General features: G+C 39.0%; 11 protein-coding genes and 1 pseudogene. 5 read left to right on the top strand and 7 right to left on the bottom strand.

Annotated features, from left to right (window positions below):
- Position 1: 1 nt before the first annotated feature.
- Positions 2 to 88 carry an IS3 family transposase gene (locus tag ACFO3G_RS00795; protein WP_380077071.1) on the top strand — a complete coding sequence of 29 codons (87 nt, stop codon included), beginning with the start codon at positions 2 to 4 and terminating at the stop codon, positions 86 to 88.
- A gap of 97 nt (positions 89 to 185) precedes the next feature.
- On the opposite strand, the gene ACFO3G_RS00790 is transcribed toward ACFO3G_RS00795, so the two are convergent.
- Entirely contained in the window at positions 186 to 1,205 is a 1,020-nt protein-coding gene (locus ACFO3G_RS00790; protein ID WP_380077067.1) for a branched-chain amino acid aminotransferase, read from the bottom strand.
- A 401-nt stretch (positions 1,206 to 1,606) separates the two neighbouring features.
- On the opposite strand from ACFO3G_RS00790, the gene ACFO3G_RS00785 reads away from it, so the two are divergent.
- A complete protein-coding gene (locus ACFO3G_RS00785; protein ID WP_380077065.1) occupies positions 1,607 to 2,701 on the top strand; it encodes a PepSY-associated TM helix domain-containing protein in 1,095 nt (364 codons plus the stop codon).
- Positions 2,702 to 3,151: 450 nt separating this feature from the next.
- Here ACFO3G_RS00785 and ACFO3G_RS00780 read toward each other — a convergent pair whose 3' ends face one another.
- Positions 3,152 to 3,421: a hypothetical protein gene (locus ACFO3G_RS00780; RefSeq protein WP_380077063.1), complete on the bottom strand. Its 270-nt coding sequence runs from the start codon at positions 3,419 to 3,421 to the stop codon at positions 3,152 to 3,154.
- Between the two features lie 762 nt (positions 3,422 to 4,183).
- On the opposite strand from ACFO3G_RS00780, the gene lepA reads away from it, so the two are divergent.
- Together lepA and dnaB are read left to right on the top strand one after the other, a co-directional pair.
- A complete protein-coding gene (gene lepA, locus ACFO3G_RS00775; RefSeq protein ID WP_380077061.1) occupies positions 4,184 to 5,971 on the top strand; it encodes a translation elongation factor 4 in 1,788 nt (595 codons plus the stop codon).
- Between the two features lie 13 nt (positions 5,972 to 5,984).
- A complete protein-coding gene (gene dnaB / locus ACFO3G_RS00770) occupies positions 5,985 to 7,550 on the top strand; it encodes a replicative DNA helicase (RefSeq protein WP_380077059.1) in 1,566 nt (521 codons plus the stop codon).
- Positions 7,551 to 7,734: 184 nt separating this feature from the next.
- Here dnaB and ACFO3G_RS00765 read toward each other — a convergent pair whose 3' ends face one another.
- Together ACFO3G_RS00765 and ACFO3G_RS00760 are read right to left on the bottom strand one after the other, a co-directional pair.
- Complete coding sequence (locus ACFO3G_RS00765; protein ID WP_380077057.1) at positions 7,735 to 8,973, bottom strand: hypothetical protein; 1,239 nt, start codon at positions 8,971 to 8,973, stop codon at positions 7,735 to 7,737.
- A 445-nt stretch (positions 8,974 to 9,418) separates the two neighbouring features.
- Positions 9,419 to 9,643 (bottom strand): hypothetical protein, encoded by a 225-nt coding sequence (locus tag ACFO3G_RS00760; RefSeq protein WP_380077055.1) that lies wholly within the window; start codon positions 9,641 to 9,643, stop codon positions 9,419 to 9,421.
- 1,006 nt (positions 9,644 to 10,649) lie between these two features.
- Here ACFO3G_RS00760 and ACFO3G_RS00755 point away from each other — a divergent pair.
- A complete protein-coding gene (locus ACFO3G_RS00755; protein ID WP_380077053.1) occupies positions 10,650 to 13,067 on the top strand; it encodes a leucine-rich repeat protein in 2,418 nt (805 codons plus the stop codon).
- A gap of 150 nt (positions 13,068 to 13,217) precedes the next feature.
- On the opposite strand, the gene ACFO3G_RS00750 is transcribed toward ACFO3G_RS00755, so the two are convergent.
- From ACFO3G_RS00750 to kbl, 3 genes and pseudogenes are all read right to left on the bottom strand, one after another.
- Entirely contained in the window at positions 13,218 to 13,502 is a 285-nt protein-coding gene (locus tag ACFO3G_RS00750; protein WP_380077069.1) for a transposase, read from the bottom strand.
- 34 nt (positions 13,503 to 13,536) lie between these two features.
- Positions 13,537 to 14,102 (bottom strand): annotated as a pseudogene (locus ACFO3G_RS00745) (transposase); the annotation flags it as partial.
- 160 nt (positions 14,103 to 14,262) lie between these two features.
- The gene (gene kbl / locus ACFO3G_RS00740; RefSeq protein ID WP_380077051.1) at positions 14,263 to 15,453 is read right to left on the bottom strand and encodes a glycine C-acetyltransferase; all 1,191 of its coding nucleotides are present in this window, start codon (positions 15,451 to 15,453) and stop codon (positions 14,263 to 14,265) included.
- Positions 15,454 to 15,504: the final 51 nt, after the last annotated feature.

The raw sequence follows: 15,504 nt of genomic DNA, 5'->3' as shown, positions 1-15,504 counted from the left end.
TATAGAATGGTATAACAATAAAAGAATAAAACTGAGGTTAAAAGGAATGAGCCCGGTAAAATACCGAGCTCATTATAGACAATTATAACGTTTAATTTAACGTCCAACTTTTGGGGGGCACTTCAGAAACGCAGCCCCTTATTATGTGATTGAAGGTTGTCGGTACAACCTAATTCGATATTCGATTATTCTACGATGGTTACCCAGTTGTGAGTATCAGGTTCGTCACCATATTGGATACCACGGAGTTTGTGATAAAGTTCTTCACATCTCTTGCCTGGTTTTCCATCTTTAGAGATTTGGTAAGTCTTGTTTTCGTCCGGATCGTCAATTTTAAGGATTGGACTAATCACAGCTGCTGTACCGCAAGCGCCGGCTTCTTCAAATGTAGCAAGCTCTTCCTCAAGTACCTTACGACGTTCTACCTTCATGCCAAGATCTTCTGCAAGCTGCATAAGACTCATATTTGTAATGGACGGAAGGATGGAAGTACTAAGCGGAGTAATATATGTATTGTCTCTGATACCGAAGAAGTTAGCCGGTCCGCACTCGTCAATGTATTTCTTTTCTTTTGCGTCAAGGAACAATGGAGCAGAGTAGCCTTCTTCGTGAGCTTTTACGGTTGGAATCATACCGGCAGCGTAGTTACCTCCCACCTTGATGGTACCTGTACCCAAAGGAGCTGCTCGGTCATAACCACGAAGAATAACCATCGGAGTTGGCTTGAAGCCTTCCTTAAAGTAAGGTCCTACCGGAGTTACAAATACAACAAAAACATATTCGTTAGCCGGCTTTACCCCTACTTGTGCACCAAGTCCGAGCAAAAGAGGACGAATGTACAATGAGGCTCCACTTTCGTATGGAGGGATGAAACGCTCGTTGAGCTTAACAGCCTTGATACAAGCATTTATAAAGATTTCTTGTGGCAAATCAGCCATTACGACGCCTTCGCAAGAGCGCTGCATACGCTTGGCATTTTCTTCAATTCTGAAGATTCTTACCTTACCGTCTTTACCGCGGAATGCTTTAAGGCCTTCAAAAGCCTCCTGTCCGTAGTGAAGACATGTAGCAGCCATGTGAATGTTGAGATACTCTGAAGAGCTTACTTCAAGCTCTCCCCATTTTCCATTGCGATAGTAACAGCGTACGTTGTAATCGGTCTTAATATAGCCAAAACCGATTTCTGACCAATTGATATTTTCCATAATGATTGATAATTTATGGGTTGAATAAATAATATTTCTCTTTTATTCGCCATCGTTGGCACTACAAAGATACATTTTTGTATTGTTATTTGCTCGATTTGGGACACTTTTGGAGGATTATTTCTCAATAAAAGTCAGATTTATACTATATCTCAGTGTTATTCAAACAAATGTAAGAGGCTTTATTTGTTGCTTCTTTGTAATATTTGTCAAATTGGTATGCAGATTCTATCCCTTATAGCTTCAATATTGACATATCTTTTCATGTAGATTGTTTGCTCAATATATCTCTTCTTTTTGATACTTTTGCCTTTGAAAGAACCCGGACTGTATTCGTTGTCAGTATATTGTGTGTTGATGAGGAACGGTGCCGAAACTCTATTATAATTGAATTACCATTTATGAGACCGATTTATTTGAAATTGCACTTGTGGCTTTCGATACCATTAGGGATTGTATTTATCTTAAGTTGCTTGTCCGGTATTTTGTTGATATTCGAACCACAACTAACCGAACTTGCACACCCCGATGTTTACAAAGTTGAGCAGAGGGGGAACAGCATATTGAATCCTCAAAGTATAGTCGAAAAAGTCAAACCCAATCTTCCCGATTCTCTTAAAATAGTATGGGTAGAGCTTCCTGCCACAAGCAATAGCCCTGCGTTGATTGGGTTTAAGAACTTTAGAAGTAAGAAACTTAGTGTTGATCCTGTTACCGGTGAGATAAAAGGCTGGGTCGAGAGGACTCCTTTTTTCAAAAAGGTGAAGGCTCTTCATTGTGCTTTGTTGTTGAAGAGCAATGGCAGAGCTAAGGAGCGTACGCCCGGACAGAGGATAATCGGATATGCCACATTGGGAACTCTGATAGTCCTCATAACAGGTATTATTGCATGGGTCCCAAAAAATAAAAGGGCTTGGAGAAAAAGATTTAAGATTTCTAAGAAAAACTTGCTTTACGACCTCCATCTCGTGGCTGGTTTTTATGCTTCTATTGTGTTACTGATCGTATGTATCTCCGGACTGACTTGGTCATTTGATTGGTTTAGAACAGTTGTCTATGGAGCTTGTGGCGTGCGTTATGAGTCTAAGCCTACCGGAGGAATGCATACCCCAAGCACCAAGATGACTCCAATATCTAAAGAAGAACTTGATCTTTGGAACAAGGAATGGTCGCAGGCAAAGAGCATTTATCCTTCTTCATTGTCCATCAGACTTCTAAAAGGTGAAGCTCAAGTCTATCTCAATAATCGCAATTATCCAACAAAAATGGATCGTATACTGTTTAGAGGAGATGGGAGTGTAGATAAGATTGTTAGAGCAGAAGAACAGCCAAAACTAAAAAAGATGAAAGCGTTGTTTTATAGTTTGCATGTTGGCAACTTTTGGGGAATGTGGTCCAAGATATTGTATGCAATAGCATTGTTGATGGGTGTGTTTTTGACGCTTACAGGGTATTATTTATGGCTGAGAAGGCTCAAAAGAAAGGCTGTCAGATAATCTTTATTGCTGTTTTTATGCTCTATATTAGATAAATAATGTTAAATAATAAAGCCTGTTTTCAGCCTTAAAACAGTGCTTTTTGGACTCAGAGAGAGGCTTATTGTCTACAAAAACCAATAGCGATAGTACGAAATCGTCCTATCTAAATGTTAATATATGTATAGGCTGCTTTTTATGGACAATTTGGCGGCTTAAAAACACACTTCAGGCGGCCTTTTTTGGAAGGTCGCGCGACTTGCAATCCATTCTCGCGCTACCTTGAACCTATACTCGCGCGAGGTTGCACTTGAAGTAGCGCGACTTTGCATGTCAAGGTCGCGCGAGATCAGATCCAAAGTCGCGCGAGAATAGATTGCTTCTCGCGCGAGCTTATTTGTTAAGATAGCGCATAAAAAAGCCCGTTTCGTACTAATAAAACGGGCAAAGTGTGTATTGAGTCAGAGACCCCTAACCCCAAAATGTAAGAATTTCGGTATAAATAGGAGTTGTTAGAGCTCCTTTTTGAGTATTGTGTAAAGTAATAATATTTAACAAATAGAACCCTCTTTCTTCGAACTTCACAGTCCTTAGTTTAAGAAGGGTGGGATAATTGTTATTGATAATAGTAGGAATGACAATTTGATCTGAGCACATGGAGCCTATTCTATCTGCTTGGTGTGACAATCCGCCAAGTAGTATAGCTGTCAGAAGTATGATAAGTAAGATTGTTATCTCCATGGTTTTTATGCTTTTGTTGAAACAAGATACTAATAATAACCCGGATTAACAATGCGGACCTTATTCGGAAGAAATATCCCTTCACGCCATAGAATGTTGCAATATGAAAGTTTATGGAGCTGTTTTGAGCATTTTGTCATGCTATGTTATGAACGAGTGCTCACTAAAACAACTCAGTTTTCATGCTTATTCTAAGAGTATTATAGCATTTATAAGCTCTGAAATAAAAAAGATAATACAGACACAACCCATTGTATTGCAGTTATATATATGGTATTTGTCTTGAAATTGTTTGATTGAAAAATGTTTTTTTCGATAAAAGATTTGCCCTTTACCATATTAGTATTATCTTTGCACGTGGATAGAGACAAGGTAAGTAAGTTATCTTGTAGTTCGTTGTTCGTGTACATCGGACATTTGACTATCTAATCCGCTTTTTTTGCGGATTTTTGGAGGCTCGTAAGAGCTTCCCGTAAATTTGCGTTTCTCTCTTTTTAATATAGTTCAATAGTGTCAGGAGTCTTCTAGCTTGTGAAAGTTGGGAGACTTCCATTTTTTTATACCTAAGCGTATATGCTCAATCTTCCTATTATAAATTCTAAACAGAACGTTGATAACTCAATTGTTCAAAAGTCGTTTTATCGTGGCAAAAAGTTATTCCTTAATTTGTGTCGTGATGAAGCAATGTTTATTTCTATTTCATAATTAGTTTTGTTGCATGTTGCTATCTTTAAGCTCCTTGCTTATTATTATCTTTGCAGTATGAATAGAATTAGAAATTTTTGCATAATAGCACATATAGATCACGGTAAGAGCACATTGGCCGACCGTCTGTTGGAAACAACAAAAACAATTAGTGAGAGAGACCTGCAAGACCAGGTTTTGGACAATATGGACCTTGAGCGTGAGCGAGGTATTACGATCAAGAGCCATGCCATACAGATGAACTATGAGCATGGAGGGGAGATGTATACTCTCAACTTGATTGATACTCCGGGACACGTGGACTTCGCTTATGAGGTCTCTCGTTCGATAGCTGCTTGTGAAGGAGCACTTCTTATCGTGGATGCTACTCAGGGTATTCAAGCTCAGACCATTAGCAATCTGTATATGGCTATTGAGCATGATCTTGAGATCATTCCAATAGTGAATAAGTGTGACTTGCAAAGTGCAATGCCGGAGGAAGTGGAAGATCAGATTATTGATTTGTTGGGCTGTGATCGTTCGGATATTTTGCGCGCAAGCGGCAAGACAGGTCTGGGAGTGCAGGCTATATTGGATGCTATTGTTGAGCGAGTACCTGCTCCGGTGGGAGATCCTGATGCTCCACTTCAATGCTTGATTTTTGATTCTGTATTCAATCCGTTTAGAGGTATTATTGCGTATTACAAAGTTGTCAATGGCACGATATCCAAGGGTGATCTTGTAAAGTTTATGGCTACTGACACAGAATATGATGCCGACGAAGTGGGGGTACTCCGTTTGGATATGGAGCCTCGCAAGTCAATTAGCTGTGGAGATGTAGGTTATATTATCTCAGGTATTAAAACGAGTAAGGAGGTAAAGGTCGGAGATACAATCACCCATGTCGATAGACCGGCCGAAAATGCTATTTCAGGATTTGAAGAGGTCAAGCCTATGGTCTTTGCGGGAGTTTATCCCATTGAGACAGAGGACTTCGAAAATCTTCGTGCTTCATTGGAGAAACTTCAGCTCAATGATGCTTCTCTTACCTTCCAGCCGGAGAGCTCTGCTGCCCTTGGTTTTGGTTTCCGATGCGGTTTTTTGGGACTGTTACATATGGAGATTATTCAGGAACGTTTGGATAGGGAATTTAATATGAATGTTATCTCCACGGTTCCTAATGTTTCTTATCTTGTGTATGACAAACAAGGGCACTGTACAGAGGTACACAATCCGAGCGGAATGCCTGATCCGACCTTAATAGACCATATTGAAGAGCCCTTTATCAGAGCTTCCATCATTACCAATACACAATTTATAGGACCGATTATGACGCTGTGTCTCGGTAAGAGGGGTATCTTGGTAAAACAGGAATATATACATGGCGATAGGGTAGAGCTATTCTATGATCTTCCTTTGGGTGAGATTGTTATTGACTTTTATGATAAGCTGAAAAGTATCTCCAAAGGATATGCTTCTTTTGACTATCACCTATCTGACTTTAGACCATCTAAACTTGTCAAACTTGATATTTTGCTCAATGGTGACACGGTAGATGCTCTTTCTACGCTTACGCATTTTGACAATGCTCAAAGTTTTGGTAGAAGAATGTGTGAGAAACTCAAGGAGCTGATACCTCGACAACAGTTTGATATTGCCATTCAGGCAGCCATTGGGTCGAAGATTATTGCCAGAGAGACAGTCAAAGCTGTGCGTAAGGATGTGACAGCAAAGTGCTATGGAGGGGATATTTCTCGTAAGCGAAAGCTTCTCGAAAAGCAGAAGGAAGGTAAGAAGAAGATGAAGCAGATTGGTACGGTGGAAGTTCCACAAAAGGCGTTCTTGGCTGTGCTCAAACTTGATTAAGAGGAGAATAGATATGGCAATTGCAAAAAATGGCAAGACAAGAGCTAAGAAACCGGTTTCCGTCAATCAGATAGAGGGAAGAGTCCCACCACAGGCTGTAGAAATTGAAAAGGCCGTATTAGGAGCTGTCCTTCTCGAAAAGGATGCCTATTCGACAGTAAGTGAAATGCTTAAGCCGAGTAGCTTTTATCTTCACGCTCATGAATTGATATATGAGAGCATCATTCGTCTGGCAGCACAGCAACGTCCGGTGGATATTCTGACAGTTACAGAGGAGCTCAGAAAAAATGAAGTCCTTGATGAGGTTGGTGGTGCGGCATATGTCTCTTCTCTTACTTCTGAAGTTGCGGGTTCGGCCAACTTGGAGTATCATGCTCAAATCTTGGCTCAGAAAGCATTGAGCAGAGACTTGATCAAATTTTCGAGTCGGGTACTCAAAGATGCTTTCGATGATGTCGAAGATGTTGCTGACCAGATGCAGGAGGCAGAGAGTGAACTTTTCCAGATCTCTCAGCAGAATATGAAAGAGGAGGTGAGACAGATCAATCCGATTGTCCAAGAGGCTCTGAATGAAATTTCTGTTGCGGCAAACAATACTTCCGGTATCAGTGGTACACCATCCGGCTATCCGGCTATCGATAAGATGACTTCCGGCTGGCAGAATAGCGACCTTATTATTATTGCTGCTCGTCCGGCAATGGGTAAGACGGCTTTTGTTTTGTCTATGGCGAGAAATATCGCTGTGGATAATGGTATACCGGTAGCAATATTCAACCTTGAGATGAGCTCTGTACAGCTTGTCAAGCGTCTTATTAGTAATGTTTGTGAGATACCGGGTGAGAAGATCAAAAATGGTCGTTTGGAAAAGTTTGAGTGGGCACAGCTCGATAAGAAACTAACCAGCTTGTTTGATGCCCCTCTATATATAGATGAGACGCCATCTCTCTCGATTTTCGAGCTTCGAACCAAAGCCCGCCGCCTTGTACGTGAGCATGGGGTTAGGATGATTATTATCGACTACCTCCAACTTATGAATGCTTCCGGTATGAATATTGGAAACCGTGAACAGGAGGTCAGTACAATATCGCGCTCTCTTAAGGTGCTTGCAAAAGAATTAAAAATCCCTATCATTGCTCTTTCTCAGCTTAACCGTGGTGTGGAGCTCAGACAGGGAGACTTCAACAGCAAAAGACCACAGTTGGCCGACCTTCGTGAATCCGGGGCTATTGAGCAGGATGCCGATATGGTTTGCTTTATTCACCGTCCGGAGTATTACAAAATCACTACGGACCCGGAAGGCAATTCACTTATTGGTGTGGCAGAGTTTATTATTGCTAAGCATAGAAATGGTCCGGTAGGGGATGTCAGACTAAGCTTTAGAAAAGAGTTTGCAAAGTTTTTACCTCTTGAGATGGCCTCTTCTGTAACTCGTGAGTCTGCTATTGGTGGCAATGTCAATCCAGATATGTCAGCACCTATGTCGCCCGGCAATGACCCACTTGCAGGAGGAGCAGCAGGGGAAGATTCGATTTCTAATACATTCCTTCCAAATATCTCCGGTGGCGATATTCCTTATTAACTTGCCAATATCATTAAAAGTGTAAGGTAGAGAGGCATCAACCTTACATATCTTAATGGTAAGTCTGGGTTTATGAGGGTTATAGATGAACTATAAACAATAAAGCCCGAAAGCAGTCATCGCTTTCGGGCTTTATTGTTTATTTATTAATAGCGTTCAGCTTCTAAGAGGAGCTAACTTTATATTAGAAGTTATATTGTACACGGAAAGTAAATCGGTCGTTGTCAGGATCATCATAGAAAGAGAATGATTTGTTTGGAGCTCTTTTAGAGGTGATTGCTTCGTAGTATGCAGTCATTCTCAATCTGTCATTTACCAAAAATACATTGATACCTATGCCATGTGCTTGTTCTGTTCCGTCTGCTTCTTTAGAGGCGTAACCATATTGTAAATACTTGTTCCAAAGCAATTCATCTCCGGAAAGGATATCTCGTTTGTCATAATAATAGTATTTGTACAAGATACCTATAGGTGCAAAGCTGAATCTATGATCGAGTTGTAAACTCATTCCCCAAAAGCCTCTCGAAAAGATTTCCTTACCATCATTATACTCTTTGTTGGAGATACTCGGGCCTGTCACAGTGGCAAGATGAAGTTTGCCGGGCTGATTTCCTGACATATATTCTCCGGTCAGTCGTGTCCGGCCTAAGCATGATGGCATGCCTACTCTTGCATAAAGAGAGAGGTAATTTCGTTTAACCCGATCTTTATCTCCTAAGTTGGTCTGAGGTACATATCCCAGATAGTACGAAGCTCCATAAAAAGCATCGAAGATTCCGGCGTGGAAAGTATGTCTCAGGTCAAGAGACAGATCAGGGATAGACTTTCTCATGGAGTTGCGACCATTGCCGGACAATAGATACATCTGTAAACCCAAAGCATGTTTGTAAGAGGATGCCTTATCAAAGAAACATGTCACATGTCCACCAGCCATAAAATCGTCTACTCCGGGAAACATGACGTCATAATAAGGTGTATATTCGGGCGCAAGTCGAGCCTTTGAACCTTCTTGAGGCTCTAAACCAAAATGATAAGAATCAAGACCTCCTCTTGCTCCTACTTGTAGAGAGGTAAGCTTGCTATCCTCAAAAGAATATGTATGGCAATAGTTGAAATATAGTTGGAAAGGATTGATCGATTTTTCGGTCATGGTTATTTGCCCTACAATACTCCAATCCGGATTTGATTTGAGTCCGTAGTCCAATTTCAATCTTCCTCGTCTAATACCAAACCGACCAAAATAACTTTGTTCATTAGAGTTAGGATTGCCCACATAGAGCTTTGCCTCTTTTTGACCCATCTCATAGTCGCCTTGAATGTAGCCGGAAAATTTGACCGAGCTTTTAGTGTTATCGCTTTGTGCATTCAAAAGAATAGGAGTCATAAGAAGGACTATAGACAAGAGGTAAAAAGTTTTTTTCATCTGTGTAATGTTAGGTTATTCTTATCAATCAAATAAAATATTGTGGCGATAGTCTGCGAAGGTTTGTATATGCCATTTCTTTTCTAAGAAGGCTGTTTGGGATAGTTTTGAGAGCCCTAAGGCGAATTATTGAGCTGCCTTAGAGGGTGTGTGGAGGCAAATCTTAGCGGCGTCTGCAATACATTCATCTGAAATGCAGGCCAAAAGAATTATCAACCTTTTATCCGAGATAGATGGTTGTCAATCATTCTTATAACTATCTTTCAGTATCTTCAGAAAGGTAGTTAGGTCAACCGATACAGTTTGCAGTGACATAAAAACACAACCATCCCCTGCAGTCCTTATAAAAAGGAAGCCTTCTATTGTAATATGACATCCTTATTGACGACCGGAATAGAGCTTTTATCTGTCCGTCGGTAGTACAAAAAGATATCTGTATATCGATTTATTTCTCTTTATAAAACATTGTTCCACAAGAGGTACATCCCCAGGTGGGGTGTGGAGCAAGTGGATCTTCATTGCCTTGGATAAGCTTCTGCTGTTTTACTTTTTCTTCTGTTTCTTTGTCAAATGGGGCATAGACAACATCTACAATGCAAGATCTTCCGCATGCAGGACAATTAACAGGTTTTGTTTCGAATGTAACCTTCGGCTGTAAGTGAGCTCTCATATTAGTTATTAATTTAATGTTGTAAAGATTGATTGGTATTTGATGAACTTTATCTTTGAACCGTGGTCTTTGCTGTTAGGTTCATATCCTCCGTCATCAATATCCAGTCAGCTAAGCAGTTTGCAATAAAAAGGGGAGAGAGGTTTCGTAAATAGTTAATTATTCCGATCCAATTTCTAAGTGAAAGTTCCCTATGGGCTCCTAAGATATTGGAGACCATATAGATATAATTGTATATATACTTTCACACCCTTTTACTTAGGCTAAAGGTAATCACAATCTATTAGAAAAACCAACGAAAAGATTGCGGTACTTATTCTGAACCAACGATTATAAATAGTCGTACAGTACAAATCTTACTACCTCTTTGGATTTTAGAGTAAGTTTAGTATTTACTCGTTAAACATATACAGATATACTGATAGTCAGTAGTATATGCAATATAATAAGGCTGTTATCCGTGCAACATTCTCAAAGGAGGTTTATCTTTGAGTCAAAATTCAATAATGACCTAAATGTTTTGGTGTGATAAAAAAGAAAAGAGTAGATTCGTAAAAAGAAAAAATACAGCGCACAGACTGAAATACCCCACCATTTTCATCGCAAATATACTTGCAATGCAGTGGAAATACAGATATGGATCGCTCTGATCACCATCCTTTTTCCGCACCACCTCAAAAGCGAGACAAAACATCCGTTACACCTATCTAATCTCACTTCATCGCTCAGATTAAACACTTTAACCCAAACAGACCTTTACAAGTGGATAAATGAGCCCTTTTCACCTTCTCCTGATGAGGCAGAATCTGCATAAGAAGATTCCCCACAAAAATATATGGACAAGAGACTGTTGCTCCCTTGTCCGCTTGAATAACACTCTATTTTAAAGGACATCGTTTAGAACACTATCGGTTGCATTCGTATAACGTTAATGCTACAATTAAATCTTAAAATATCAAATACTTTTTATACTTTTGAGAGTAGAAGTGTAAATTTGGTTTTATGTATGATAACATATTCTGACGATAACGAAATTCTTTTGTCTTGTACCAAAGATATGGTAGGTAAAATTATCATTCCCAATGGTGTTAAAAAAATTGCCAACCATGCTTTTAGAGATTGTTATGAAATTTCCGATATTGTGCTACCCGAAACAATATCCCAAATACAATCAGAAGCATTTAAAAACTGCATATCACTAGAGGTGATAAACATTCCAAAAGAAGTTAAAGAAATACCTTTTGAATGCTTTAGTGGCTGTATAAATCTTCGTACTATATCTATTCCGTCACAAATGTTAGAAATTGCTTCCGGAGCTTTTAATAATTGTCGATCATTAACAACTATAGATCTTCCAAATTCAATCAAGAACTTGGGAAATAGAGCGTTTAAGGATTGCAATAATGTTAGTCAAATTCTAATACCCAGTAACATTGAGTACATATCCCCTGAAACATTTTCAGGCTGTGAGTCTCTATCAGAAATAAATATTCCGCAAAATATAAGGTCAATATACTCCAATGCATTTGAGAATTGTAATGAACTTAAATGTGTAATTATCGAGTCTAAAGACATTGATATTGATCCAACGGCTTTCATTGGTTGTGAACGTCTAACGAGAATTTACCTTGGATACTTCACCCCTATAAAAGTCCTTTCTGCATTTCCGGATTGTTCTAATATAAAATATATAGCTCCACTAGAGGATTATTCAAAAGGTCTTTCAAAAGAAACTGTAACTCTGTGTTCTGTTCAACAACAATTATCAAATGAATTGAAATACATGAGTTTATATTATCGATTGTTTGGTATGAATGTAACCCAGATGAAATGGTCAGAATGCCCCAAGAGGAATAAGAAGTCATTCAAGGAGCCAATAGACACTGGCTGGGAGTCCTATAAAACCATATCACAACCATTAGACTACTTGTTATCTCTTAATTGGGAGAAATCATCAGGAATAGGTTTGGTTCTTGGATACAATCACTATCGAGCACTAGATATAGATATTTCAAATATTTGGATAAGTGAGATTCTGTATCCTGACGAAGGATTAAATGGTTTCATTAATGAAATTCTGGGTTTGTTACACTTACCCTTAGATTATCCATGGGTAGTGCGCAGTGGCAATGGATATGGATTTCATATTATTTTTAAAAGTGAAGATTATACGGCCACACAAAATATTGATTCTTTATCTTTTGAACCTAATGACAAATATTGCGACTTAAATGGTAAGCTTTTTTACAGAATGGAACTGAGGTGGTGTGACCATTTGGTGTTACCCCCTTCAATACATGCTAGTGGGTTACAATATAGTTTTAGAAATGGGATTTTACCAACAATTGTTCCCTCAAATGTTACTTTGGAAGAGCTTGATTCAGTGATAAATAGATTCTGTGGCGAAAGAATATTTTTTTATGCCACTTATAAAAATATCAAAATAGAATTGACTGAAATCAATAAGATAAAAAGTCGCCATGATAGTTATCTTTCACCTCACAAACATCAGATAAATTCAATAGAATGGCTTATTGAAACTTCATCTGATGAAAGCAAAAATTCCCTTGCGTTGCGTTATCTTTTGGGCAAAGAAACTTCTTGCAATTCTAATTTAGCGGTAAAATATTTAAAAAGCTCCGATTCTCAATCTGCAAAGTTTAATTTACTACAATTATATGCATGTGGATTCATTAAATATGATGCCGAAATTTATAATAATCTGCAGAAAAATTTAGATGAAACACTTTTTGATAAACACTTAGATATTTTACATAATAATGCTGCTAAGTATTTGCCAGAGACAGACCGATATTTATTTTTTGATACAGAAACAACAGGATTATCTAAAAATTATAATGCCCCATCTTCCGATATAAATAATTGGCCTCGAGTCATCCAATTGAGTTGGATAATTACAGACCAATTCGAAAATATATTAGTAAAGCATAATCATATTATAAAACCTAATGGATTTATTATTCCCAACGAGTCTGTTTCTGTACATGGTATATCTACTGAATATGCAAAAGAATACGGAGAAAATTTGAATAAGGTTTTGGGCTTTTTCGAATCAGACATAAAAACGGTAAAATACATTGTGGGGCATAATATAGATTTTGACAAAAAGATCATAGAAGCAGAATTTTATCGTGAAAATAAAATTTTATCATGGGATGGTACAATAAGTTTGTGTACTATGAAAAGTTCTATAGACTTTTGTAAGTTGACGAATTTTTACGGATACCGTTATCCTAAATTACAAGAACTATATAACAAACTATTTGACTCTGACTTTGAAAATGCACACGATGCATTTTCTGATATATCTGCTACAGTTAAATGTTTTTGGGAAATGGTAAAACGAGGAATTATAACAATTCCACAAACAACAAGCATAGATGAGAATGATTTGCCTTTTTAGAGCATATCAATTATACCTAAAATGAATTCCAAATTCATCAAAAGCTCCTCATTGTAGTGGGGCTTTTGTAGTGCCTAGAAACATATAAGGGCGGTATAAAAAGAAAAACGGGGCTGTGTCATTAATCATAATGGCTCAGCCTCTATTTTTTTAGCAACCTCTCATTTTTTGAGTTTTAGCAACCAATTTTTGGATGGGAGCTACCATTGGACTCACAGAAACTCTTAAAACCGATAAATAGGCCCTATATGGCGTATTATTCGGCGAATTTCCTCCATTTTTCTTGGTTTTCAGCCTCTTTGCTGCCATTTTCTTGATGTTAAAGGCCATGGCAAGGAAGGTAAAGTCCATTGTAATCATGTCTTTACCAAAATGTCGAAAGCGTCTGTAGTGCATATTGGCTTTGATCTGCCCAAAGACCGCTTCGGGTTTGATTCATCGTAGGCCCCGATGTCTGATCCCCTCGGGCGATGTCAGTCTCTCTCTTGCTCTTTGCTTGTAATNCGTCGATCTGATCAAGCAAAACGGCTATTTTCTCTTGCAATTTATGGCGGTTCCGCTCCACGCTCTTCTTCCATACAAAGGTGTATTTGTTGGCTCGGGATTCGATCTTCGTCCCGTCTATGTATTCGACATCCAACGTTATAAAGCCTTTTTCTGCCAAAAGCAGCACGAGCTGAGTGAAGACTCGTTCAACTCGTTTTTCACACGGCATCGAAATCTGTTAATGGTGATGTAGTCCGGCTTCTCATAATTGGCCAACCAAATAAAGTGAATGTCCCGACGCAGCAATTTCTCAATCTTGCGGCAGGAATAAACATTGTTCATATAGGCGTAGAGAATTACCTTGAGCATCATGGCCGGATGATAGGGACTGCGGCCGCGCTCATGATAGAGTGTGTAAAACGATCTAAGATTCAGACTATCCACCAAGGCATCCAAAAGCCTTACCGGGTCATTCTCCTCAATGTCTTGATCGATTCTTTCCGGAAAAAGAATCATCGTGGTGCGATTATGATTGCGGAAATGCATCATTTGGTTTATATAACTATTTGTATACCATAAAGATAGTTGTTATTCATGACATGGGAAAGACTTAATATAAAGAAAGTTGAAACTTTTTTCAAAAAACAGAAAGGGCTGCGCCAAATGGAATTTTGACACAGCCCCTTTGATTGCGATGATTAGATATATCTTACTTTATCACACCAAGTTCTTTTCCAACTTTGATAAATGCATTGATACACTTATCAAGCTGCTCGCGTGTATGTCCGGCAGAGAGTTGTACTCTGATACGAGCTTCTCCCTTTGGAACTACGGGGTAGTAGAATCCGGTTACATAGATACCTTCTTCGAGCATCTTAGCAGCATATTTTTGAGAAAGAGGAGCATCATAAAGCATTACTGCGCAAATAGCTGATTGTGTAGGTTTGATATCAAATCCTGCAGCAATCATCTTATCACGGAAGTAGTTGACATTTTCAACCAGTTTGCTATGAAGTTCATCGCTTTCTTCCAACATCTTGAATACTTCAAGGCTGGCACCGATGACACTGGGTGGAATAGAGTTTGAGAAAAGATATGGTCTAGAACGTTGTCTAAGCATATCAATAATTTCTTTAGGACCGGTTGTAAAACCACCGATAGCACCACCGAAAGCCTTACCAAGCGTACCGGTATGGATATCGATGCGATCGAAGCAGTCAAACTGTTCAGCTACACCGCGACCGGTCTTACCAACAACACCTGCTGAGTGACATTCGTCAACCATTACAAGTGCGTCATACTTTTCAGCCAAGTCACAAATCTTATCCATTGGAGCTACGTTGCCGTCCATTGAGAATACGCCGTCAGTTACAATGATGCGGTGTCTTTGTTCCTGTGCTTGCTTGAGACATTCTTCAAGTTCTTTCATATCACCATTGGCATAGCGATATCTTTTAGCCTTACAAAGTCTAACTCCGTCAATGATAGAAGCATGGTTTAGAGCATCACTGATGATTGCATCTTCTGCTGTAAACAATGGTTCGAATACACCTCCGTTGGCATCAAAACAAGCTGCATACAGGATGGTATCTTCGGTATGGAAATACTTAGATATCGCTTGCTCAAGCTGCTTGTGAATGTCTTGAGTACCACAGATAAAACGAACAGAGCTCATACCATAGCCATGGCTGTCCATCATATCTTTAGCTGCCTGGATAAGGCGAGGATTGTCAGACAGACCTAAGTAGTTGTTTGCACAAAAGTTGATAACATCTTGGCCTTCATTTACTTTGATGGCTGCTCTTTGTGGCGTAATAATAATACGCTCTTCTTTGTACAAGCCGGCTTCTTTGATATTCTTCAATTCGTCGGCAAGGTACTTTTTCATTCCCTTAAACATTGCGATTGTATTTATTAGGTTAAAGCAATTTGATTAAATATATCTTCACAC

Source organism: Falsiporphyromonas endometrii, from assembly GCF_042654485.1.
In the GTDB taxonomy this organism is placed as follows: domain Bacteria; phylum Bacteroidota; class Bacteroidia; order Bacteroidales; family Porphyromonadaceae; genus Porphyromonas; species Porphyromonas endometrii.
This window is presented reverse-complemented; position numbering and strand designations above follow the sequence as displayed.